This is a genomic window from Rhizobium sp. CIAT894 (assembly GCF_000172795.2).
Classification (GTDB): Bacteria; Pseudomonadota; Alphaproteobacteria; order Rhizobiales; family Rhizobiaceae; genus Rhizobium.
The window spans coordinates 1,302,285-1,325,460 of the sequence record NZ_CP020947.1; the positions used below are offsets into that span (position 1 = coordinate 1,302,285).

Annotated in this window: 18 protein-coding genes; 6 read left to right on the forward strand and 12 right to left on the reverse strand. The window is 62.1% G+C overall.

From position 1 onward, the window contains the following. Window positions 1-42: 42 nt before the first annotated feature. Both pepN and RHEC894_RS33750 read right to left on the reverse strand, forming a co-directional pair. Entirely contained in the window at window positions 43-2,691 is a 2,649-nt protein-coding gene (gene pepN, locus RHEC894_RS06485; protein WP_085736672.1) for an aminopeptidase N, read from the reverse strand. A 186-nt stretch (window positions 2,692-2,877) separates the two neighbouring features. Then, window positions 2,878-3,984 (reverse strand): methyl-accepting chemotaxis protein, encoded by a 1,107-nt coding sequence (locus RHEC894_RS33750; RefSeq protein WP_085738883.1) that lies wholly within the window; start codon window positions 3,982-3,984, stop codon window positions 2,878-2,880. Window positions 3,985-4,326: 342 nt separating this feature from the next. On the opposite strand from RHEC894_RS33750, the gene RHEC894_RS06500 reads away from it, so the two are divergent. Both RHEC894_RS06500 and RHEC894_RS06505 read left to right on the forward strand, forming a co-directional pair. Then, a complete protein-coding gene (locus RHEC894_RS06500) occupies window positions 4,327-5,265 on the forward strand; it encodes a DMT family transporter (RefSeq protein WP_085736673.1) in 939 nt (312 codons plus the stop codon). A gap of 199 nt (window positions 5,266-5,464) precedes the next feature. Then, the gene (locus tag RHEC894_RS06505; RefSeq protein WP_010069251.1) at window positions 5,465-6,337 is read left to right on the forward strand and encodes a hypothetical protein; all 873 of its coding nucleotides are present in this window, start codon (window positions 5,465-5,467) and stop codon (window positions 6,335-6,337) included. A 30-nt stretch (window positions 6,338-6,367) separates the two neighbouring features. Here the strand turns inward: RHEC894_RS06505 and RHEC894_RS32880 are convergent, their stop codons facing one another. From RHEC894_RS32880 to RHEC894_RS06530, 6 genes are all read right to left on the reverse strand, one after another. After that, entirely contained in the window at window positions 6,368-6,505 is a 138-nt protein-coding gene (locus tag RHEC894_RS32880) for a hypothetical protein (protein WP_010069252.1), read from the reverse strand. A gap of 44 nt (window positions 6,506-6,549) precedes the next feature. After that, entirely contained in the window at window positions 6,550-6,741 is a 192-nt protein-coding gene (locus RHEC894_RS06510) for a hypothetical protein (RefSeq protein ID WP_010069253.1), read from the reverse strand. Between the two features lie 131 nt (window positions 6,742-6,872). Continuing rightward, the gene (locus tag RHEC894_RS06515) at window positions 6,873-7,772 is read right to left on the reverse strand and encodes a uracil-DNA glycosylase (protein WP_010069254.1); all 900 of its coding nucleotides are present in this window, start codon (window positions 7,770-7,772) and stop codon (window positions 6,873-6,875) included. Window positions 7,773-7,840: 68 nt separating this feature from the next. Continuing rightward, a complete protein-coding gene (locus RHEC894_RS06520) occupies window positions 7,841-9,133 on the reverse strand; it encodes an Hsp70 family protein (protein ID WP_085736674.1) in 1,293 nt (430 codons plus the stop codon). 264 nt (window positions 9,134-9,397) lie between these two features. After that, window positions 9,398-12,526, reverse strand: a complete 3,129-nt coding sequence (locus RHEC894_RS06525) for an efflux RND transporter permease subunit (RefSeq protein WP_085736675.1) — start codon at window positions 12,524-12,526, stop codon at window positions 9,398-9,400. Then, window positions 12,523-13,812: an efflux RND transporter periplasmic adaptor subunit gene (locus tag RHEC894_RS06530; protein WP_085736676.1), complete on the reverse strand. Its 1,290-nt coding sequence runs from the start codon at window positions 13,810-13,812 to the stop codon at window positions 12,523-12,525. The genes RHEC894_RS06525 and RHEC894_RS06530 overlap by 4 nt, the downstream gene beginning before the upstream one ends. Window positions 13,813-14,103: 291 nt before the next feature. On the opposite strand from RHEC894_RS06530, the gene RHEC894_RS06535 reads away from it, so the two are divergent. Next, entirely contained in the window at window positions 14,104-14,985 is an 882-nt protein-coding gene (locus RHEC894_RS06535) for an aminoglycoside phosphotransferase family protein (RefSeq protein WP_085736677.1), read from the forward strand. 66 nt (window positions 14,986-15,051) lie between these two features. Here the strand turns inward: RHEC894_RS06535 and RHEC894_RS06540 are convergent, their stop codons facing one another. Continuing rightward, the gene (locus RHEC894_RS06540) at window positions 15,052-15,840 is read right to left on the reverse strand and encodes an SDR family oxidoreductase (RefSeq protein ID WP_010067450.1); all 789 of its coding nucleotides are present in this window, start codon (window positions 15,838-15,840) and stop codon (window positions 15,052-15,054) included. Window positions 15,841-16,195: 355 nt separating this feature from the next. Here RHEC894_RS06540 and RHEC894_RS06545 point away from each other — a divergent pair, with 355 nt between their 5' ends. Together RHEC894_RS06545 and RHEC894_RS06550 are read left to right on the forward strand one after the other, a co-directional pair. Then, complete coding sequence (locus RHEC894_RS06545) at window positions 16,196-17,860, forward strand: electron transfer flavoprotein-ubiquinone oxidoreductase (protein WP_085736678.1); 1,665 nt, start codon at window positions 16,196-16,198, stop codon at window positions 17,858-17,860. 136 nt (window positions 17,861-17,996) lie between these two features. Beyond that, complete coding sequence (locus RHEC894_RS06550) at window positions 17,997-18,611, forward strand: L,D-transpeptidase (protein WP_085736679.1); 615 nt, start codon at window positions 17,997-17,999, stop codon at window positions 18,609-18,611. Between the two features lie 81 nt (window positions 18,612-18,692). Here the strand turns inward: RHEC894_RS06550 and RHEC894_RS06555 are convergent, their stop codons facing one another. Next, window positions 18,693-19,598, reverse strand: a complete 906-nt coding sequence (locus RHEC894_RS06555; RefSeq protein ID WP_085736680.1) for a DMT family transporter — start codon at window positions 19,596-19,598, stop codon at window positions 18,693-18,695. Window positions 19,599-19,742: 144 nt separating this feature from the next. On the opposite strand from RHEC894_RS06555, the gene RHEC894_RS06560 reads away from it, so the two are divergent. Beyond that, a complete protein-coding gene (locus RHEC894_RS06560; protein WP_041678850.1) occupies window positions 19,743-20,216 on the forward strand; it encodes an Lrp/AsnC family transcriptional regulator in 474 nt (157 codons plus the stop codon). Between the two features lie 83 nt (window positions 20,217-20,299). Here RHEC894_RS06560 and mgtE read toward each other — a convergent pair whose 3' ends face one another. Both mgtE and RHEC894_RS06570 read right to left on the reverse strand, forming a co-directional pair. Beyond that, complete coding sequence (gene mgtE, locus RHEC894_RS06565) at window positions 20,300-21,673, reverse strand: magnesium transporter (protein WP_085736681.1); 1,374 nt, start codon at window positions 21,671-21,673, stop codon at window positions 20,300-20,302. A 264-nt stretch (window positions 21,674-21,937) separates the two neighbouring features. Then, the gene (locus tag RHEC894_RS06570; protein ID WP_085736682.1) at window positions 21,938-23,164 is read right to left on the reverse strand and encodes an MFS transporter; all 1,227 of its coding nucleotides are present in this window, start codon (window positions 23,162-23,164) and stop codon (window positions 21,938-21,940) included. Window positions 23,165-23,176 lie beyond the last annotated feature (12 nt).

The following is a 23,176-nucleotide window of genomic DNA, read 5'->3' on the forward strand; positions in this document are numbered from 1 at the left end:
CAACCGGCCGCCGAATTTTTCACGACGGCCGGCCGAAGCAAACTACCCTTTAAGCGTGCGCTCAACGATGTCGCGCACGTCGGTCGAAAGGCCGGAGGCCTGTTCGATCTCGGTCAGCGCCGAACGGGCGTGATCGGCCCGCACCGGTTCCAGCGAGCGCCAGGAGCGCATCGAGGTGAGTATGCGGGCGGCAAGCTGCGGGTTGCGCCCGTCGATATCGAGGATCTGATCGGCAAGGAAGCGATAGCCTTCGCCGTCGGCGCGGCCAAAGCCGGTCGGATTGGCAAAGGCGAAGGTCCCGACCAGCGACCGCATCCGGTTCGGATTGGTCCGCTTGAAAAGCGGATTCTGCATCAGCGCGCGGACCCGCTCCAGGGTTTTGCCGCCGGGAATGCCGGCCTGGATCGCAAACCACTTGTCGATGACGAGCGCATTTTCGGCGAAGCGGTCGCGGAAGGCGTCGAGCGCTTCGCTGGTCTCCGTGCTGTCCGGAAACCGATGGGCGAGGATCGTCAGTGCATGGCTGAGATCGGTCATGTTGTTGGCCGCATCGAAGGCGGCCTTGGCGCGGGCCGGCGTCTGCTCGGCATGCGAGAGGTAGGTCAGCGCCGTATTTCTCAGCGCCCTGAGGCCGGCGCTTTTCGCGTCCGGGCTGAAATCGCCCGGTGTCGTCATCGCGGCGTAAAGGCCGGCAAAGACATCCTTTCCCGCCTCGGCGATCTGTTTCAGGATCGCCTGCCGGCCGGCATGGATGGCATCGGGATCGTTGTTGCCGCCGAGTTCGCGGGCGATGTCGGATTCGCTCGGTAGCGCCAGCGCCTGAGCGCGGAAGGCCGGTTCGAGGCTCTCGTCGGCGGCCGCCGCAAGCAGCGTCTCGACGAACGTCGCTTCGCAGACGACAGGCTTGCCCTCGCGGGCGTCGCGGGCGGCTTTCAGCAGGTTCGGCAGCGCCAGATCGGTCAGCGCCTGCCAGCGGGCGAAATGATCGGTTTCATGGCGGGCAAGATGGGCGAGATCGGCCGGGCTCTGATCGAAATGCAGGTTGATCGGCGCCGAGAAGCTGCGGTTGATCGAAACGACCGGACGCGAGCCGATGCCATGGAACACCGCCGTCTGCGTGCGGCCGGTCAGATGCAGCACCTCGCCGGCATATTCCGCGCCCTCGACCGAGCTCGGCTCGAGTTTGCCGCCGTTTTCGCCGAAAAGCGCCAGGCTGAGCGGAATATGCATCGGCTCCTTGGTCGGCTGGCCGGGCGTTGCCGGGATCATCTGTTCGAGCGACAGGATAAAGCTGCCGGCGGCCGCATCATAGCTGCCCGATGCGGTGACCAGCGGCGTGCCGGCCTGATGGTACCAGAGCGAGAATTGCGTGAGGTCGCGCCCGCTCGCATCCTTGAAGCATGTGACGAAATCCTCGATCGTCACGGCCTGGCCGTCATGGCGATCGAAATAGAGATCCATGCCCTTCTTGAAGTCGTCCTTGCCGAGCAGCGTCGCGATCATGCGCGTGACTTCGCTGCCCTTCTCGTAGACAGTGCGCGTGTAGAAATTGTTGATCTCGCGATATGTCGTCGGCCGCACCGGATGGGCGAGCGGGCCGCCATCCTCCGGGAATTGCTCGGACTTCAGATGGCGCACATCGGCGATGCGCTTGACCGGGCGCGAGCGCTGATCGGAGGAAAATTCCTGGTCGCGATAGACCGTCAGGCCTTCCTTGAGGCACAACTGGAACCAGTCGCGGCAGGTGATGCGGTTGCCGGTCCAATTGTGAAAATATTCATGCGCGATGACCGCTTCGATATTGGCATAGTCGGCATCGGTCGCGAACTCGGGATCGGCAAGGACGTATCTGTCGTTGAAGACGTTGAGCCCTTTGTTCTCCATCGCCCCCATGTTGAAGTCGGAGACGGCGACGATCATGAAGATGTCGAGATCGTATTCGCGTCCGAACCGCTCTTCGTCCCACTTCATCGAGCGCTTCAGCGCGTCCATGGCATAGGCGGCGCGCGGCTCTTTGCCGTGCTCGACATAGATCTTCAGCACCACTTCGCGGTCGGACATGGTGGTGAACGTGTCTTCGACGACGCCGAGATCGCCGGCGACCAGCGCGAAGAGATAGCTCGGCTTCGGATGCGGGTCGAACCAGGCGGCGAAATGCTTGCCGGGGCCGTAGCCGGCGCCGCCGAGGAAGTTGCCGTTCGACAAAAGCAGCGGATTGGCGTCCTTGTCGGCGATGATGTTGACCGTGAACGGCGCAAGCACGTCGGGCCGGTCGGGGAAATAGGTGATGCGGCGGAAGCCCTCGGCCTCGCATTGCGTGCAGTAGATGCCGCCGGTGCGGTAAAGGCCCATCAGCTGGGTATTGGCCTCGGGATTGATGATCGTGGTGATCGTCAGCTCGAAGGGCGCGCTTTCCGGCAGGTCGCGCACCGTCAGGCTTTCCGGTGTCGCGTCATAACGCGAAGGATCCATTTCCACCTGATCGAACAGCAGGCCCGACAGCGTCAGCTCGTCGCCGTCGAGCACGATCGGTGCGGCGGGATCGGCGCCCGGGCGGCGATGAAAGATCAGCCGGGCCTCGACCTTTGTTTCCGTCGGGTCGAGTTCGAAGGTCAGGTCCACGCGTTCCAGCACGAAGTCGGTGGGACGGTAATCTGCCAGATGAATGACCTGGCCGGTATCTGTTCGCATGGTGTTTCCTGAAGACCGTTATTTGACAACCGCGGAATACAGAGGCGGGCGCACTCTGCCATAATTTGCCGGGCATGATTACATTAAAGTCTGAACTAAACTTAAAGCAAATTGCCCGCGGACACCAAGTTCGCGGGCAAAATATCGTATTGGAAGCAGATGAATGCGGCTGTCGCACGAAAGACGCTATTTCAGATTGAGCGTCGCCTTGATTGTCGCGTCGTTTTCCGTCTGCTGCACGACGACGCCGTACCAGCCGAGCCCGTCGTAATCCTCGTAGCCGAGGGTGCGTGCGAAGGCGACGATCGAGCCGTTATTGTCGTAGTAGCTGCCTTTCGCCCGGCCGGACGGGTTGGCAAGCGCGAAATGGGAAAACAGCAGGGCGGGGTTGGTGGTGGCGATCACCCGGCTCTTGCCGTCGAGCAGCATGACCGTCGTTTTTTCCGCCAGCTGCGGCGGCAGGTTCGCCTCTTTTTCGACGATCGCCTGGCCCTGGTTCTGCCAGTCGAAATAGACGCCGAGCGTGCCGATCAGCCGGCCGTCGAGCTTGCCTTGTTCGCGGACGCCTGTGGCATAGACGAGCGCCTGCCTGTTGTCATGGGTCGGGCTCGCCTTGACCTCGTCGACAATATAGGCGTCGCCGGAGGAGCAGGCGGACGCTGCGCGGAACCACGGATCGCCGGCAAGGCTTGTCCCCATGATCTTGCGCTGGAACTTGGGATTGGCGGAGGCGATCACCTTGCCCGTGAGATCGGTCATGACGAGATCGAGATAGACGGTGTAGAAACGGTTGATGGCGCCGAGACGCTCCGCCGCAAAGGCGACGCTTTCCCGATCCGGATTCTCAAGCGCCTGCCAGAGTGCCGGGTCCGTCGCCCACCAGCGCACATCGGCGGTGCGCTCGAAAAGATTGCGGACGATGAGCTGCACCAGCGTTTGCGCGAGATCCGTGAGGCGAACGCCCTCCATCTCCTCGACCAGGCAATCCGCCATGGCGCGGCTGAGGCCGATGCGGCCGAGCACGTTGCTTTCGAACCTGCCGGTGATGTCGGTCGCGATCTGCGCCAGCCGCTGTACCTCGTTGGCAACGACCGCAAAGCCCTTTCCGGTCTCGCCGGCTCTTGCCGCCTCGATCAGCGCATTGATCGCCAGCAGCTTGATCTGCTTGACGATATGGGTGTTGTCGGCGCTGAAGCGCTCGAGGTCGGTGCTGATGCCGTCGGTGACGACGCGCATCGAGCGCGGTGTCGCATTCTGCGACTGGGCAATGGTTTCTGCGCTAAGCGGCTTCATCAAATGATCCTGGGAGGGGGACGGCGGGCAATCGTTTGTCGGCGAAGAAAATTTCGAGATCAGCAAAAACGATGCGTGCCTATGGTTTTCAATTGGTTAACGCCACGCGCTCAGAGGTAAACATTTTAGGGCGAATGGCGAAAGAGAGGAAAAAATCGACGCGGCGGCGCCCATGCGGCACGATTGAGCCCGCTGCTGAAAGCGATTTTGCGATTCTTCCGCGCTGTGCGCGATTTTTCGCCAATCGGGATTTTCTTTCGCTACGATAGAGGCATCATCCTCTGCGTTCCCGAGTCGAACGCGTCTCCCCGTTGCTGGTAAGTCGATAGAAGAGCCAGGATCATGCACGCGGTTCTCAAAAACCCGATGAGGGGCATTGCGCTGAAAGTTTCGTCGGTCGTGGTCTTCCTGGCCATGCAGACCTTCATCAAGCTGGCCGGCTCGGACATCCCGCCGGGTCAGGTTACCTTCTGCAGGTCCTTCTTCGCGCTCTTTCCGATCATGGCCTATCTCGCCTATATCGGTCAGCTGCGCGCCGCCTTCTACACCGCCAATCCGGTCGGTCACCTCAAGCGCGGCACGATCGGCATCATGTCGATGGCTTTCGGTTTCTACGGCCTCCTGCATCTGCCGCTGCCGGAGGCGATCGCGCTCGGCTACGCCTTGCCGCTTGTCGCCGTCATCTTTGCCGCCGTCTTTCTCGGCGAGACCGTGCGCATCTATCGCTGGAGCGCCGTCCTGGTCGGCATTGCAGGCGTCGCCATCGTCTCCTGGCCGAAACTCACCCTGTTTCGCGATGGCGGCATGGAGGCCGAACAGGCCGTCGGGGCGCTCTCAGTGCTGCTCTCGGCCGTTCTCGGCGGCATGGCGATGATCCAGGTGCGCCGTCTCGTCGAGGAGGAGAAGACGGCGACGATCGTGCTTTACTTCTCACTCACCGCCTCGGTCTTCTCGCTGGCCTCCCTGCCTTTCGGCTGGCTCATCCTGCCATGGCCATCGGCCCTTTATCTGATCGCGGCCGGTTGTTGCGGCGGTGTCGCGCAGATCCTGCTGACGGAAAGTTATCGTCATGCCGACGTCTCCACCATCGCGCCGTTCGAATATACCTCGATCCTGCTCGGCAGCATCGTCGCCTATTTCGTCTTCGGCGACGTGCCGAGCGTCACCATGCTGATCGGCACGCTCATCGTCATTTCCGCCGGCATCTTCATCATCTATCGCGAGCATCAGCTGGGCATCGAGCAGAGAGAGGCGCGCAAGGCCACGACGCCGCAAGCCTGATGCCTGCAAGCTCATGAAACAAAAAGCGAAAATAATGGTCAATTCTTGGGATAGCGTCATTTCGCCGAATATGTTTGTTGAAGGTGAGAGAGTATCATTTATTCGAAGCTGTGCATGTCTGAATGGCCGCTGATACCGGGAGGGCTTCGGTATTGCTGCTCCGAACGCCGGCCTTTGAGCGGGGGTGAAGAAAAGCACAATGGCATTCACGGCGGAGCAATTGGCGGGGAACTGCTCCTTTCTGGTGAGCATCCGCTTTTTGGCTGGGCAGATGCGCGGTATGTTCGATGCCGGCCCGCGTCTGGCACGATTGCTTGCTTCGCATCAGCGCTGGCTTCTGACCCAGACCGCCTATGCCCTCAATCTGGAATATGATCCGCGCGACCCGACATCGGGTTTCACCGCCGTTCGGCTGACGGGCCGCATCACCGCCCACAAGGTGGCCAGCCGCAACACTGTGCTTGCCTTCATCGAAGAACTCTTTACCTACCGCTTCATTGTTCACACGCCGGGCGACGAGCGGCGGCGGCCACGGCATTTCGAGCCGGCCGATGTCAGCCATCAGGCGATGTTTGCCTGGATTCTCGCCAATCTCGGCGCGCTCGATCTGCTTGATGGTGGTCAAAGGGCCGCATTTTTCCAGGCGAATCCGACATTGATGCGGCTCGTTCAGCCGCGCATTGCGCGCCATTGCCTGGAAGATGCCGCCTGGCGGGAGCCGCCGGAACAGGTGGCGCTGTTCCTTTGGACGGAAGCCGGCGGCCTCGTCGTCGACAACTTCATCGCCCGGATGGATATAGAAAACCCCGAGCAGAAGAGGTATTCCGTCGGCCGCGTCGAAACCCGTGCGCTCGCGGCCGATTTCATGATGTCGCGCACCCACCTGCAGCGGCTCCTGGCAAAGGCGGCGCAACGCGGCTGCGTCGGCTGGGATGACGAACCGCGCAAAGCGCATCTCTGGATATCGCGGAACTTTGTCGAGGAATACTGCGCCTGGCAGGCAGTCAAATTCGCATATGTCGACGAAGCTTTCGAATGGGCGAAAGCTCAGATCGAGGAAATGCCCGGCTGATCTGATAGGGGCTGATCTGACGACTGCCGATCAGAGAACGCTTGCCGCAACGCCGGCATCCGCCGGCCCGAGCCGCTCGCGCTCATAGTCCCGCGCGGCGCAGATTGCGGAGCGGATATGCTCGAACGTGTCGACATTGCGCAGAAGCGATATCAGAATTGCAGTCATTTCAAGGGTACTCTTGACGCGAAGGGGCAGGCAAAACCTGCCGCTCAATATTGCTGGAAGTCCGAAAAAATCGCGTCGGGGCGCGCTGTGCGGCTGTTGATGCCGGTGCCGCGGGCGATCATTTGTTCGTTCGCGGCAAAGCCGAAACGGCTGTAGCCGTGGGTGGAACGAACCTGGTCGCCGGCGAGGCGAAGGGTTTCAAACCCGCTATGGATAGGACGAAAACGCTTGTTCATGGCCTTGGTTCCTGTGGTTCCTCCCAAGACACAGCTCATATTGCGATGCAGCATTGATTCCGCAATGCGTCATGGCGGGATGCAGTTATGCGTATAGCGCATAGATAATTTCATAAATTATTCAATTTTGGCTAATTTCTAAGCAAAGAGAGGGACTTAAGCTTCGCTTGAAAGGCGAGCAGGTCATTCCAGGCCAGCCGTTTGTTGACTGGTGCGGTCAATAGATCCTGCGGATGCAGACTGGCTATGGCAGGAATGACACAGTCCGCAACGGCAATCTCCTTCCAGCGGCCGCGCAGGCCGTGGATCGTGTCGTTTTCGCCGAAGAAGAAGCGGGCCGAAAAATTGCCGAGCAGCAGGATCGCCTTGGGTTCTGCCAGCGCGATCTGCCGTTCGATGAAGGGCCGGCAGATGTCCATTTCCGCGGCCGAGGGCGGGCGATTGCCAGGCGGCCGCCAGGGGATGACCTGCGTCAGCAGCACGCTCGAGCGTGTCAGCCCGATCGCCGCCAGCATCTTGTCGAACAACTGGCCGGATTTTCCCGAGAAGGGCACGCCTTCGCGATCGTCTTCGGCGCCTGGCGCCGAGCCGATCACCATGATCCCGCTGTCGGCATCGCCGCTGGCAAAGATGGTCGAGCGGGCGCTGTGCTTGAGATTGCAGCCGTTGAAGGCCTCGATCGCGGTCTTGAGCTCTGCCAGGGATCGCGCAGTTTCGGCGACGAAACGCGCCTGCTGTACCGCCTCGCCATCCGGGATTGCCGGTTGCGGGCCGGAAGCAGCGATCGCGGCCGGCGCCGGGCGCGCCGCTGCATTCGGGCGTGGCGTTGTCCGGCCTTGTCCGGAGCCGGTACCTTCCCCGGCGACGGAAGGCTGCGCCTGTGTCGGCGGGCGCCGGGCGGCCTTCATCGCCTCGAATTCGGCGAAGCGGTCGACCGCCTCTTCCTCCAGCAGCCATTCCACGCCGGCATCCGCATGGAAATGCAGAAGCGCTGCGAGTTCGGCGGGGGAAAGGTCGTTGGCGGAGATCATCCGACAGGTTTAGCGGAGAGACTGTGGCATGGAAAGGGCAGGCGACGGATTGCCCACCCTTGCCAGTGCTATTGCACAGTCCATTGCGCGATGTCGTCGCGTTCGCCGATCAGCGCCAAGCCGTGGGCGATCGACAGCAATTCGCCGCCGCTCTCGATCTTGTCGCTGTCGAAGCGTTCGGTGAAAATGCGCCGCACCGCCGGCACGAAGGAGGTGCCGCCGGTCAGGAACACCTTGTCGATGCCGGATGCATCGGTGTTGGTCTTTTCCAGCACGTCGTCGAGCGCGCCTTCGATACGGGCGAGATCATCGACGATCCAGCTTTCGAAATCGCTGCGCTTGATCGTGCGATGGCCGGCGCGGCCGAGCGGGGCGAAATCGAACGGAGCCTCTTCGGCGGAGGAAAGCGCCATCTTCGTCGCCGAGACCGCCTGGTAGAGCGGATAGCCCTCGTCATGGTCGATCAGGTCGACGAAGATTTCCAGCTTCTCCGGTTCCAGCGCCGTGCGCACCAGCTTCTTCAGATCCTCGAATTCCCGCGAGGTCTTGAAGATCGACAGCTGATTCCAGCGGCTGAAGCTCGCATAGTAGTTCGACGGCACCTCGAGGATCTTGTCGAAGCTCTTGAAATGGCTGCCCTTGCCGATCTGCGGCGCGACGATGTTGTCGATCATGCGCGCATCGAAATGGTCGCCGGCCACACCGACGCCCGAATGGCCGATCGGCGTTGCCGTCAGTTTGCCGGCCCTGGTCTCGAAGCGGATCAGCGAATAGTCCGTCGTACCGCCGCCGAAGTCGGCGACGAGCACGGTCGCATCGGACTTCAGATTCTGCGCGAAGTAGAAGGCGGCGGCAACCGGCTCGTAGACATAGTGAATTTCCGGAAAACCGAAGCGCGTCAGCGCCTCGTTGTAGCGCTGCACCGCCAGCACCGGGTCCGGACTGGCGCCGGCGAAATGCACCGGGCGGCCGGTGATGATGCGGCTGGTATCATCGGGCCAGCTCTCGCCTGCGTAATGGCGAAGGCGCCGGATGAAGATTTCCATCAGGTCTTCGAAGCTCTGCCGCTTGCCGAAGATGATCGTGCCCTGGAAAAGCGCGCTTGCGGCAAAGGTCTTGATCGATTGCAGGAAACGACAGTCGCCGGGATTGTCGATGAACTGCCGGATCGCCGCATGGCCCGCCTCCACCTTCAGCGCCGAAGCGCCGAGTTGCGCGTCCTTCATGAAGGAAAGCGCCGTGCGCATGCTGTCGGCCGTGCCTGCCGTACTCGTAAACGCCATCGAACGCGTGGCCCGCCCATCCGCCGTGGCGAGAACCGTATTTGTCGTGCCGAAGTCCAAACCCAGCGCCTGAGCCATGCCCGCACCTCTTCATGCCGATTGTTGTTGGAAACGGAGCGCTGCTCCGCAAGGGCGTGCGAACGCCCGGATCAAGGAGGGCGGGTGATGCCACAGAGGCGTGACACATTCAAGAGGAGCGAAAGTCGATGTGATTAGATGTGGAGCCTCACCGAGGACAACCTATTGAGGCTCCACATCTAGGCGCACTTCTTCTCCCTGGATGGAAGAAGAAGTGCGCCGCAAGAAGGGTCAATCGGCTGTGCCGAATTCAGAGGGCCGACATCATTCGGCAGCCATTGCCCTTGCTTCCTGCACCTGCACTTCCGGCTCCTCCTCGACCTTCTTTGTGCCGATCAGGCGGCCGAGGAAGTTTCCGAAACGGTCCATCTCGACGAAGATGACGGGGGTGATGAACAGCGTCAGCATCTGCGAGACGATCAGGCCGCCGACGACGGCGATGCCGAGCGGCTGGCGCAGTTCCGAGCTCGCTCCCGTGCCGAGGGCGATCGGCAGGGCACCGAGCAGGGCGCAGAAGGTCGTCATCATGATCGGCCGGAAGCGCCGCACGCAGGCCTCGTGGATCGCTGCCGTCGCCTTTTCGCCCGTCGTGCGCATGGTCTCCACCGCCACATCGATCATCATGATCGCGTTCTTCTTGACGATGCCGATCAGCATCAGCAGGCCGATAAGGGCGATGATCGACAGATCGAAGCCCATGATCTTTAGCGCCAGCAACGCACCGAAGGCCGCCGCCGGAAGGCCGGAGAGGATGGTGAGCGGGTGGATGAAGCTTTCATAGAGCACGCCGAGCACAACATAGATGGTCAGAATGGCCGCCAGGATCAGATAGGGCGTATTGCCCTGCGACTGCTGGAAGATCTCCGCCGTGCCGCCATAGGAGGTGAAGACGTCTGCCGGAACGCTGATGTCGTTCTTGATCTGATCGATCGCCGCCGTCGCATTGCTGAGCGAGACGCCTTCCGGCAGGTTGAAGGAAACCGTGGTCGACACCAGCTGACCGGTCTGGTTGATGGTCACCGGGCCGGTGGTGCGTTGCACATGCGCGAAGTTCGACAGCGGCACCAGGCTGCCATTGGAGGAGGCGACGCGAATCTCCGACAGTTTCTGGTCGTCCCAGGGTTTGCTGGTGTCGTATTCGACGATGACGTCGTAGCTGTCGCCGGTCGACTGGATTTCCGCCGCCGCATATCCGCTGAAGGATTCCTGCAGCGTCGTGCGCAGCGTATCGTTGTCGATGCCGTAAGCGGCTGCCCGCTCGGTATCGATGACGATATTGGCCTGCAGGGCGTTGTTCTGGGCATCCGAGGTCACATCGGTGAACAGATCGCGGTCGCCACGCATCGCCGCCTGGATCTTGCCGGCCCAGAGATTGGTCTGATCGGCGCTCAGCGCCTGCACCACCAGCTGATATTGGCTGGCGGTCTGGCGGCCGCCGAAGCGCAGGCTCTGGTTCGGCGTCACGAAGGCCTGCAATCCGGGGATCTTGTTGATTGCCGTGCGCAGCTCGCGCAGCGTCTGGTCAAGCGGCGGGCGCTCGTTCTTGTCCTTGAGTTCGACGAACATCGAGCCGTTGTTCTGCGGTTTGTTCGGGTTGCCGCCGATCGTCGACATCACGTGATTGACGGCCGGGTTGGCCTTGACGGCGGCTGCCGCCTGCTTCTGCAGCGCCCCCATGGCGGAATAGGAAATGTCCTGCCGCGCCTGGGTGCTGATCGTCAGGCGGCCGATATCCTCCTGCGGGAAGAAACTCGTCGGCAGCGTCATGAAGAAATAGACCGTCAGTGCCACCGAGCCGAGGAAAACCCCGAGGATCGTGACGCGATGGCGAAGGCACCAGCCGACCGACCTGTCATAGCCGTTGAGCGTCCTCTCGAAACCGGCATCGAAGAGGCGGATGAGAAGCGGCGGGCGGCTGTGGTTGTTTGACAGGCGCGAGCCGAGCATCGGCGTCACCGTCAGCGAGACGACGGCCGACGAGATGATGGCGATGGCGACCACCATGCCGAACTCGTTGAACACCCGGCCGACGACGCCGCCCATCAGAAGGATCGGGATGAACACCGCGATCAGCGAAACCGACATGGAAATGATGGTGTAGCTGACTTCGCCGGCACCCTTGATCGCCGCCTCCCGCACCGGCATGCCTTCCTCGACATGGCGCAGGATGTTCTCGAGCATGACGATCGCGTCGTCGACCACCAGCCCCACCGCGAGCGTCAGCCCGAGCAGCGAGATATTGTCGATGCTGTAGCCGAGCACATACATCATGCCGAAGGTCGAAATCAGCGACAGCGGAACGGCAAGCCCCGGAATGATCGTTGCCGTCGCATGGCCGGTGAAGAGGTAGATGACGAGAACGACGAGGCCGATCGTCAGAAACAGCGTGAACTTGACGTCGGCGATGGCGGCGCGAATCGGCTTTGCGGCATCGTTCATGACGACGGTGTTGACCGAGGGCGGAATTTCCGCGTGCAGCTGCGGCAGCTTGGCGTTGATCGCATCGACGACATCGACCGTGTTGGCATCCGGCTGACGCTGGATGGCAAGGATGATGCCGCGCTGGCCGTCATACCAACTGCCGGTATACTGGTTCTCGACGCTGTCCTGCACATCGGCGACGTCGCCAAGGTGGATCGGCGCGCCGTTCGGATTGGCAATAACAAGCGAGCGGAACTGTTCGGCGTTGGTGCGCTGCGTGTTCGCCGTGATGGTCATGCTCTGCGAATTGTTCTGCAGTGTTCCCACAGGCTGCTGGCTGTTGGCGGCAGAAAGCGCCTTGTTGACGGTATCGATGCCGATACCGCGGGTCAAAAGCTTGTTGGGATCGACCTCGACGCGCACGGCATAGGTCTGCGCACCATAGACACTGACCTGGGCAACGCCGGGAAGCGTCGACAGCGACGGCGAGATGATATCCTCGGCAATCTCGTCGAGCTTGCTGCGCGGCATGGTGTTGCTCTGCACGGAGAGCAGCATGACAGGCGCGTCGGCCGGGTTGGTCTTGCGGTAGCTCGGCGGCGTCGTCAGGTTGTCGGGCAATTGCCGGGTCGCATGCGAGATCGCCGCCTGGACGTCGGCTGCGGCCGCGTCGATATCGCGGTTGAGATCGAACTGCAGCACGATGCTGCTGCTGCCGAGCGAGCTCGATGCGCTGATTTCGCTGATCCCGGGAATGGTCTCGAACTGCTTGATCAGCGGTGTCGCGACCGAGGTCGCCATCGTCTGCGGCGAGGCGCCGCTCAGCTGCGCCGAAACGTTGATTGTCGGAAAATCGACCTGCGGCAGGGCTGCCACCGGCACGAGCCGGTAACCGGCGAGGCCGGCCAGAATGACGCCGATGGCAAGCAGCGTCGTCGCGACGGGGCGCTGGATACAGAAATTGGGGATCATTGCTGAGCTCCCACCGCGATCGTCTCGGATTGCTGCTGCCGAGGCTCTTCGGCGGAGGCGACATCAAGCGTCTTTTCGTCGAACTGCTCGTTGATCGCCTGCTGGTCGCTGAGCTGACCCTGGCCCTCGATGACGACATGGTCGCCGGCCTGGAGGCCCGATTCGATGGCGGTGAAGCCGCCATTGGCGCGGGCAACGGTGACCGACGTCAGATGCGATTTGCCGTCCTTGGCGACGAAGGCGAAGAAACCGTCCGGGCCGGGGCTGACGGCAACCGTCGGCACGACCACCTGCTGCTCGTCATTGTCGAAATGCACGACGATGTTGACCGACTGGCCGGGCCAGAGCGCGCCGGAGGCGTTTTCGAATTTCGCCTTGGCGAGGATGGTGCCCGAGGCCGTGTCGACCGTATTGTCGTAGAAGCTGATCTCGCCCTTGCGGACCTGCCCCTTGGTGGAAGCCGGCACCGTGCTGACTTCGACCGGGCCGGCTGCGAGCGCGATCTTCAGCTCACGCAGATAGCGTTCCTGCAGATGGAATTTCACATAGATCGGATCGTATTTGGCGATGGTGACGATCGCCGAGCCGGCATTGAGAAAGGCGCCCTTGCTGATCCCGATATCACCGAGCCTGCCATCGAAAGGTGCACGGATATCGGTGTTTTCGAGGATGATCTGATCGGAGGCAAGCGACGCCTTGTCGGCATCGACCGTGGCGGCGGCGGTATCGCGGGCGGCGACGGCCTGGTCGAGGCTCTGCTGAGTCCCGGCCTTCTGATCGAAGAGGTCCTGCGCGCGCGTCAATGCGGTCTCGGCTTCCGAAAGGGTTGCCGTGTCGCGCACGATCATCGCATTGTCCTTGTCGACGGCGGCCTTGGCCGTCCGGTCGTCGAGCTTGGCGATCAGGTCGCCGGCTTTGACGCTTGCCCCGTCCTTGGCACTGATGCTGACGATCAGCCCCTGTTCCTGCGCAGCAATGGTCGTATTTTCATCCGCATCCGCCCAGCCGGAAGCGGTCACATCCATCGGCAGCGTCGTTTTGACAGCCGCGACTGTTTTGACGACGGTCGGGCCGCCGCCGCCACGTTTGCGCCCGCCGCCCTGTTGCCCACCGCTCTGCGCTTGATCGGCCTGCGCTTGTTGCCTGCCGCCATTGCTGCCGGCCGGCTGCTTGATGAACTGCGAGAGGTACGGAATGCGGGAGGCATAGGGGATCAGATTCCCGAATTGCCAGACTCCGACGGCGGCAACGGCGATAATGCCGACGGTGATCCAAAATTTCTTCATGGGCGAGACCGGTTTTTGGGCAAGGTTGCGGGGGCAAGGTTACGAAATTTTATGCCCCGATAGAGCCGCTTATATTGCGGCGCAAAAAAGACATAATTCCGGAGTCGCGATCACTAAGTGGTTATAACGGCTTAAATTTTTGTAATGAATATTCCGTAATATTCAAACTATACTAATATAGACCCAGTGTAACCCGATGCCGCCTGACGGCGGAGGGGCAGGCGGCTCGCGACAGGCCGATATCCATCCGCAAGCCGCCGGGAAAACAGGGAAAAAGAGAGGCAGGTCGTCATGACCGAGTTGAACGCCAGCGAATTTCGCTCTCTCATCACAAGCGTGTTTCCGGAACTCACCGCCTCCGTCTTCAAGCTGGCGGCGAAAAGCTGGGATTCCCTTGCCGTCGACGTCGATGACACGCTGATCTTCAAGTTCCCCCGCCATCCAGCCGCGGAACGAGCGCTTGTCAAGGAAGCCGCCTTGCTCGACATCATTCGGCCGTCGCTGTCGATGTCGGTTCCCGACATGCACATTCACGACGGGCCGCCGATCTTCTCCAGCCATGCCAAGCTCGATGGCGAACATTTGATCGCCGAAGATTACCAGGCGCTTGGCGAAGGCGATCGTCAGCACCTTGCAGATGATCTGGCGCGTTTTTACGCCGAGCTGCATGTGCTGGATGCCGATCGTTTACGGTCGGCCGGCGCCGGGCCGATCCAGCCCTGGCAATCGCCGGAGGCGGTGCGAACAAAGGCTTTACCGCTGCTGCCGCCCGAGATCCGCCGCTTTGCCGAGGCCGTCATTGCCGATTTCGAGGCCTTGCCACCCGATCCCCACGGCAAGACATACGGCTTCTTCGACGGCCATGGCTGGAACATGGCCTTCGACCAAGCGCAGAGGAGGCTCAACGGCATTTACGATTTCGCCGATTCAGGTTTTGGCCCGTTGCACCAGGAATTCATCTACTCGAATTTCATCTCGCCGGATCTGACCGCCCGCATCGTATCGGCCTATGAAATGCTGACCGGACGCAAGCTCGACCGGCGGCGCATTGCGATCATGACGGGCTACCATCGTCTGTCCGAGCTCGCCGAAATCGCGGACGATCCGGCCCATGTCGGATCGATGGTTCAAAGTGCCGCGAGTTGGGCGGCTGTCGCGGCTCATGCCGGCTGACGCATCGGCCCGAAAAGCGGATCGATTTCCGGGCCGATGCGAGGATTGAAAAGTGTTGGAGCGCCGTCAGACGGATCGCGCCGCGCCGCCGTCGCAGCGGATTAGGGAGCCGGTGATATAGCTGGCCGGCTGGCTGCAGAGGAAAGCAGCCGTTGCGGCAAATTCTTCCACCCTGCCGTAGCGGCCGACGGGAATGCGCGCTTCCTTGTCCGTCCGGATCTCTTCGAGGCTCTTGCCCGTCCGCTTGGCCGCCGCCCCGTCGAGATCGTCGAGCCGTCCGGTTAGGATGCTGCCGGGCAAGAGCAGGTTGGTGGTAACGCCGAAGCCCGCCACTTCGGAGGCCAGCGTCTTGCTCCAGCCGGCAAGCGCCGGGCGCAGCGTATTCGACAGCGCCAGATTGGCGATCGGTTCGATGACGCCTGAGGAGGCGACCGTCAGGATGCGGCCCCAGCCCTGTGCCTTCATGCCGGGCAGCAGCGCATTGGTCAGCGTAATCACGCGGGCGACCATGGAGAGGAAATAGGTCTCTAGTTTTTCAGCCGTCATGTCCTCGGTCGTGCCGGGCGTCGGCCCGCCGGTATTGTTGACGAGGATATCGAGCCCGCCGAATTTCTCCTTGACCGCCGCCGTCGCCGTCTCGACGAAACGTTCATCCCCGAGATCGGCCCAGATCCAGTCAGCCCGGCCTTTGCCTTCGTTGTTGATCGCCTTGCAATTGGCCTCCAGCTGCTCGCCACTGCGCCCGCAGAGCAGCACGTTTACGCCTTCGCGTGCCAGTGCCACGGCGATGCCGAGACCAAGCCCCCGCGAGGAGGCGAGGACGAGCGCCCGTTTGCCGTCGATGCCGAGATCCATGATTGTCCTCCAATATCTCCAAAGCATGTCGCGCAAAAGTGTGCAGCGGTTTTGCGCTGAAGACATGCGGAAAACCAAAGACCTAAAGCGTGGCCAAGCGAATCCGAAAGATCGCGACGCGCTTTAAGCGCTGTATAAGGCGCAAGCGGCGGAAAAGGAAAGGGAGCGGCACCGGTTCGGCGATCTTTGCGAATTGATGTTGACGTAAACGTCATATAATTCTGCCTCCAGAGGCATATCATTGTGCGAATTGAGGATTGGCTGTCGTATCCCGGCTCGACAATGCTTTCTCGTTTTGACAAGAAAGTGCCTACGAGGAGATGACGGCCGCGTGCCGCCGAGCGGAGACGAGTGAATGACCGAGACGACTGAGCTGCCCGAACGCGAGAGCATGGAATTCGACGTGGTGATCGTCGGCGCCGGTCCGGCCGGTCTTTCGGCGGCGATCCGGCTGAAGCAGGTCAATCCGGAGCTTTCGGTCGTCGTGCTGGAGAAGGGCTCGGAAGTGGGCGCGCATATCCTCTCCGGCGCCGTCGTCGATCCGATCGGCATCGATCGGCTGCTGCCCGGTTGGCGCGAGGATGGCGATCATCCCTTCAAGACCGAGGTGACGGCAGACCACTTCCTGGTGCTCGGCCCGGCCGGCTCCATCCGCCTGCCGAATGTGCTGATGCCGCCTTTGATGAACAATCACGGCAATTACATCGTCTCGCTTGGGAACGTCTGTCGCTGGCTGGCCGGCAAGGCGGAAGAACTCGGCGTCGAAATCTATCCAGGTTTTGCCGCCACCGAAGTGCTCTACAATGATGCGGGTGCCGTCATCGGCGTCGCCACCGGCGACATGGGCATCGAGAGGAATGGCGAGCCCGGCCCGAACTATACCCGCGGCATGGAACTGCTCGGCAAATATGTACTGATCGGCGAAGGCGTGCGCGGCTCGCTCGCCAAGCAGCTGATCGCCAAATTCGATCTGCAGAAGGATCGCGAGCCGCAGAAATTCGGCATCGGCATCAAGGAACTCTGGCAGGTCAAGCCGGAGAACCACAAGCCGGGCCTGGTGCAGCACTCCTTCGGCTGGCCGCTCGGCATGAAGACCGGCGGCGGCTCCTTCCTCTATCACCTCGAAGACAATCTGGTGGCGGTCGGCTTCGTCGTCCACCTGAACTACAAGAACCCCTATCTCTATCCCTTCGAAGAGTTCCAGCGCTTCAAGACGCATCCGGCGATCCGCGGCACCTTCGAGGGCGGCAAGCGGCTCTCTTATGGGGCGCGCGCCATCACCGAGGGTGGCTACCAGTCGGTGCCGAAGCTTTCCTTCCCCGGCGGGGCGCTGATCGGCTGTTCGGCCGGTCTCGTCAACGTGCCGCGCATCAAGGGCAGCCACAATGCGGTGCTGTCGGGCATGCTGGCCGCCGAGAAACTCGCGGTGGCGATTGCAGCCGGCCGCAGCCATGACGAGGTGGCCGAGATCGAAACCGAATGGCGCAAGGGTGACATCGGCAAGGATCTGAAGCGAGTGCGCAACGTCAAGCCGCTGTGGTCAAAGTTCGGCACGGCGATCGGCGTGGCGCTCGGCGGTCTCGACATGTGGACCAACACGCTGTTCGGCTTTTCTTTCTTCGGCACGCTTGGTCACGGCAAGACCGATGCGCAGTCGCTGGAGCCGGCTGCCAACCACAAGCCGATTGCCTATCCGAAGCCGGACGGCGTGCTGACCTTCGACCGCCTGTCCTCGGTGTTCCTGTCGAACACCAATCACGAGGAGGATCAGCCGGTGCATCTCAAGGTCAAGGACATGGGCCTGCAGAAGCGTTCGGAACACGACATCTATGCCGGCCCGTCGACCCGTTACTGTCCGGCCGGCGTCTATGAATGGGTGGAGAAGGACGGACAGGATACCTTCGTCATCAACGCCCAGAACTGCGTCCACTGCAAGACCTGCGACATCAAGGACCCCAACCAGAACATCAACTGGGTGCCGCCGCAGGGCGGCGAGGGGCCGGTCTATCCGAATATGTGAGGCGGATTATCTCCGCCGCCGACAATTTCCACGTGCTGACGCCTGCGTGATCGCTTATTGCGGGCCGCCGTTAGGCGTTCATTAACCATAATCTCCTTAGCTTGCGACATCTTGTTGACGCACTAAGGACACATTCATGACGATCTCCCGCCGGGGCTTCCTGATCGCTCTGCCGCTGTTTGTCGCCGGCTGCTCTTCGACCGGTCTCAACAGCCAGACGAACTACGCCGCACTTCCGGATGAGAAATTTCCGCTGAAGCAGGTGCCGATCGACAAGATCAAGCCGGAGCTCCGCCGCCAGGAAGTGGCCTATGAAACCACCCATGCAGCCGGCACGGTGATCGTCGATACACCGGCGCGCCGCGCCTACTATATCCTCGGCGACGGCAGGGCGGTGCGTTACGGCGTCGGCGTCGGTCGCGAGGGCCTGGCCTTTGCCGGTGATGCCTATATCGGCCGCAAGGCGGAGTGGCCGAGCTGGACGCCCACCGAAAATATGCAAGCCCGCGAAGAGCGCTATCGCAAGCTTGCCGGCGGCATGCCAGGCGGCCCGAACAACCCGCTCGGCGCGCGCGCCATGTATCTCTATCGCGGCGGCGGCGATACGCATTTCCGTATTCACGGCACCAACCAGCCGCAATCGATCGGTCTTGCCATGTCGAGCGGCTGTATCCGCATGATGAACCACGACGTGATCGACCTCTATAGCCGCGTCGAGGTCGGCGCCAGGGTCGTCGTTATCCAGGCTTGAGCGACTGATCGGCTTCATTGAAAAAGCCGCCGCAGCGATCGCTGCCGGCGGCTTTTGAATGTCTGTCGGTCGTGCGAACCGTCAGCGACGTTGTGCGGCGATCCCCGTGGACAGCGCGACGCCGATGCCGGTGATTACGGCGGCGCTGATTTCGGTCATGCCGATCGGTTCGCCCAGCAGGAAGCCGCCGCCAAGCGTTGCCAGCACCGGCGTCAGCGCCGTGAAGGCCGCGGCCTGTGTCCCGCCGAGTCTTCTGACCGCGGTGCCGTAAGCCACCATGGCGACGAGGCCGGAAAGAACGCCCTGACTCAGCGCCTGCAGACCGATTTCCTGGAGAGGAGCCTGCGGCAGCGAGATGCCGAAGATCAGTGCAAGCGCGGCCATGATCAGGAAGGACCAGACGGCGATCAGCGCACTTGCCTGCACGGCCGTCAGGCCGGATCGGCGAAAGGCATGCGTATAGCTCGCCCATAAGACGGCGCCGGCCGGCAGCAGCACGAAACTCGTCCATGGCAGCGAGGCGTCCGTAAGGCTGTGTGTGAGCAGGATCAAAACGCCGGCGACGATGGCGACGAGCCCGGCAATGCGGGTGCCGTCAGGTCTTTCGCCAAACAGCGTAATGCCGATCAGCGCCGCGGCGAGCGGCATCGAGCCGCCGAGCAGAATGCCGGAAGAGGCAGCCGGCGTCGAATGAATGGCCAGCGTGGTCAGCAGGAAGAACACGGCGCCTGAGCCGGACACCATGATCGCCAGCAGATGCACCGGCAGGGACTTCGGCAGCAATCCGGTCTTCAGCCAGACCGGCGCAAGCACCAGCGCCGGAATTCCGAAACGGATGAGCCCGATGTCGATCGAGCCGAGCGGCGTTGCGGCGCTGTGGCGGGTCACAAGAAACCACGTCGCCCAGATCAGTACGGTAACAGTGCCGCCGGCATAGCCCAGTGCCTGCGATGGCGACTTGTCGTTCGTCAATGCAATGGTGGTCATCGTCCCGTCCCTTCCTTCATCCGGAACTCTTCCGGTCGAGGAAAAGATTAGATCAGGAGGGCGGGGCATGTCCTTGCTATCTCTGGCTCAAAAATCGTGCTAAGCGCAATCTTCTGCCAATTGATGCCAGCGGGGATCGCGAAAATGCCAAACCTCGATAAATTCGATATCGCCATCCTGAAGTGCCTGCAGGAGGATGCCCGGGCTACCAATGTCGAGATTGCCGAGAAGGTGAACCTGTCGCCGTCACCCTGCCTGCGCCGCATCCGCAATCTCGAACGCTCCGGTATCATCCGTGGCTACACGGCCGATATCGACCGCAAGGAGGTCGGGCTCGGCCTGACCGTCTTCGTCGAATTCAAGGTCGTCCATCACAGCCGCGAGAATTCCGAGGCGCAGCAGAAGGCGCTGCTCGCCATCCCCGAGATCGTTTCCTGCTTCCTGATTTCGGGTACGGCCGATTTCCTCGCCGAAGTGGTGGTGGAGGATCTCGCCGCCTACGAGCGGCTTCTGACGGAAACGCTGCTGACCCTGCCGAATGTCAGCGACATCCGCTCCAACTTCGCCATCCGCAGCATCAAGACGCACGGGCCGTTGAAGCTGCCTGAGGGACGATGATTTCCCAATAGTTTTTCTCGCTAATAAAAACCCTCCCCAACCCCTCCCCCTTGTGGGGAGGGGTTGGGGAGGGGTCTTGGGTGCTACAGCAGCGTCCCGCTAAGGATGAGCAGCGCCACCGAGAAGTAGATGACGAGCCCGGTGACGTCGACCAGCGTGGCGACGAAGGGGGCGGAAGCGCTGGCCGGATCGAGCCGGAGCTTCTGTAGCAGGAAGGGCAGCATCGAGCCGCAGATCGAGCCGAAGGTGACGATCCCGATCAGGGCGGCGAACACCGTGATGGCGACCATCTGCCAATGCGGGCCGTAATCATAGAGCCCGGCCGACTGCCAGAAGACGATGCGGACGAAGCCGACGAGGCCGAGGATCGCGCCGAGCACGATGCCGGTCGGCAATTCGCGCAACAGCACCTTCCACCAGTCCGACAGCTTCAGCTCGCCGAGCGCCAGGGCCCGGATGATCAGCGAGGTCGCCTGCGAACCGGAATTGCCGCCCGAGCTCATGATCAGCGGGATGAACAGCGTCAGCACCACAGCCTTTTCCAGCTCGCCCTCGAAATGCTGCATGGCGCTTGCCGTCAGCATCTCGCCGAGGAAGAGGGCGGCGAGCCAGCCGGCGCGCTTGCGGATCATGCCGCCAAAGCCGATCTTCATGTAGGGCTGGCCGAGCGCTTCCATGCCGCCGAACCTCTGGGCCGCTTCTGTCGTGTCCGATATCATCGTATCGATCACGTCGTCGACGGTGACGATGCCGAGCACCCGCCCATGTTCGTCGGTGACCGGCAAAGCGAGCAGGTCGTGCTTGCGGATCAGCCGGGCGACGTCCTCCTGCTTCATCAGCGGGTCGGCAGAGACCGGCGTGCCCTTCTGCGCCACCGAGAGGATGGAAGCATCAGGCTCGCCGGTGATCAGGCGGCGCAGCGTCACCACATGCATCAGCGCATGGCTCACCTCGTCGAGCACGTAGATTGCATAGACGGTCTCGCGCGAGCGTTCGACCTGGCGCACATGGTCGAGCGTCTGGGCGACGGTCCAGCTGTCGGGCACGCTGACGAACTCCGTCGTCATGATGCCGCCGGCCGTGCGTGGCGGATAACCCATCAGGTGCTGGATCGCGATGCGCACCGGCTCGTCGAGGCTGGAAAACAGCCGAGCCCGGGTCTCGCCGTCGAGTTCGAGCAGCACGTCGGCGACACGGTCGTTGGACATGCCGTGCAACAGCCGTGCGGCATCCTCGGCACTGATCAGCGCCAGGATCTGTGCGGCGTTGCGAAGCTCCGGCCGGTCGAGAATATTGACGGCATAGTCGAGCGGCATGCCTGACAGCACGCGGCCGGCGTCCTGGGTGGTCAGCGCATTCAACGCGTCGACGCGTTCGGCGATCGTTGCGCCGCGGCTGTTGTTGATGAAGGCACGGGCGGCATGGCCTGCCCGGAGTGGGAAGCGATTGATGTTCATATGAGGCTCGCCTTTCCGTCGATCCGCCGTAGCGTCCCGAACGGGCGAGCCGACAGGAGTCGGTCAGCGCACGAGGGCCGCGTACGGCAAAGGCAATCGACTGCTACTGTCGCTTGGCATCGTTAAGATGGCTCCGTTGAAATCCGCGGAAGACAAGTGCCGTCCGCGTAAGATGCTACGTGGTCCCGAACGCGAAAAAAGTCAAGCGGGGTAAATGCTCAACGCCAGAATGTCGCACCCCCCACGCGATGCCGATGAAGAGGCTTAGGCCGCCTGCGCGCTCCGGCTTCGGCGCTCCAGGCGCACCGAGGCCGCAAAGACGAAGAGGCCGAGGAAGGAGAGGCCCGCGCCGACATAACCGGTTGCCGCAAAACCAAAACCCCAGGCGATGACGAGGCCGCCGAGCCAGGCGCCGATCGCATTGGCGATGTTGAAAGCGGAATGGTTTGAGGCGGCGGCCAGCGTCTGCGCATCGGCGGCGACATCCATCAGCCGCGTCTGCAGCGCCGGGCCGGCGGCAAAACCGCAGCCGACGAGGAAGACCGAGAGGCCGAGCATATAGGGATTGGCAGCGGTCAGCGAAAAGGTGGTCAGCACGACGATATTATAGACGAGCGAGCCGCCGATCGTGCCGAGCAGCGATTTGTCGGCGAGCCACGAACCGATGAAATTGCCGGCATTCATGCCGACGCCGAAGAGCACCAGCATGATCGGAACGGCTGTTTCCGGCAGCATCGCCACTTGTGTTGTCGTCGAGGCGATATAGCTGAACATCGCAAACATGCCGCCGTAACCGACGGCGGCAATGCCGAGCGTCAGCCACACTTGCGGGCGGCGGAAGGCGCCGAGTTCGCGTGAGAAGCTCGCCTCTTCGGAAACCCGGTCCTTGGGAACGTAGAACCAGATCAGCGCCACCGTCAGCAGGCCGAGCACGCCGACCGAGAAAAACGCCACCTGCCAGTCGAGCGACTGGCCGAAGAATGTCGTCAAGGGCGTGCCGAGAAGTGTGGCAAGCGTCAGGCCGAGCATGACGCGGCCGACCGCTCGCGCGCGGCGATGCACCGGCACCATCGAGGCGGCGACAAGCGCCGCGACGCCGAAATAGGCGCCATGCGGCAGGCCGCTGACGAAACGCAGCAGCGTGAAACTTTCGAAGGTCGGCGCCATGGCGCTTAATATATTGCCGGCGGCAAAAATCAGCATCAGCGTCAGCAGCAGCGTCCGACGCGCCATTTTCGCCGCGAGCACGGCGATGACGGGCGCGCCGATGACGACGCCGAGCGCATAGGCGCTGATGACGTAGCCGGCTTGCGGTGTCGTCACCGAGAAAGTGTCTGCGACATTGGGCAAGAGCCCCATGATCGCGAATTCACCGGTGCCGATGCCGAAGCCGCCGCAGGCGAGCGCCAGCTGCACCAGCGTCACGGTTGTTGCCGACGGCAGCCCTTCATCCTCGCTGTCGATGGAATCATTGACGGTAATCTCACTCACGAGAGTTCCTCG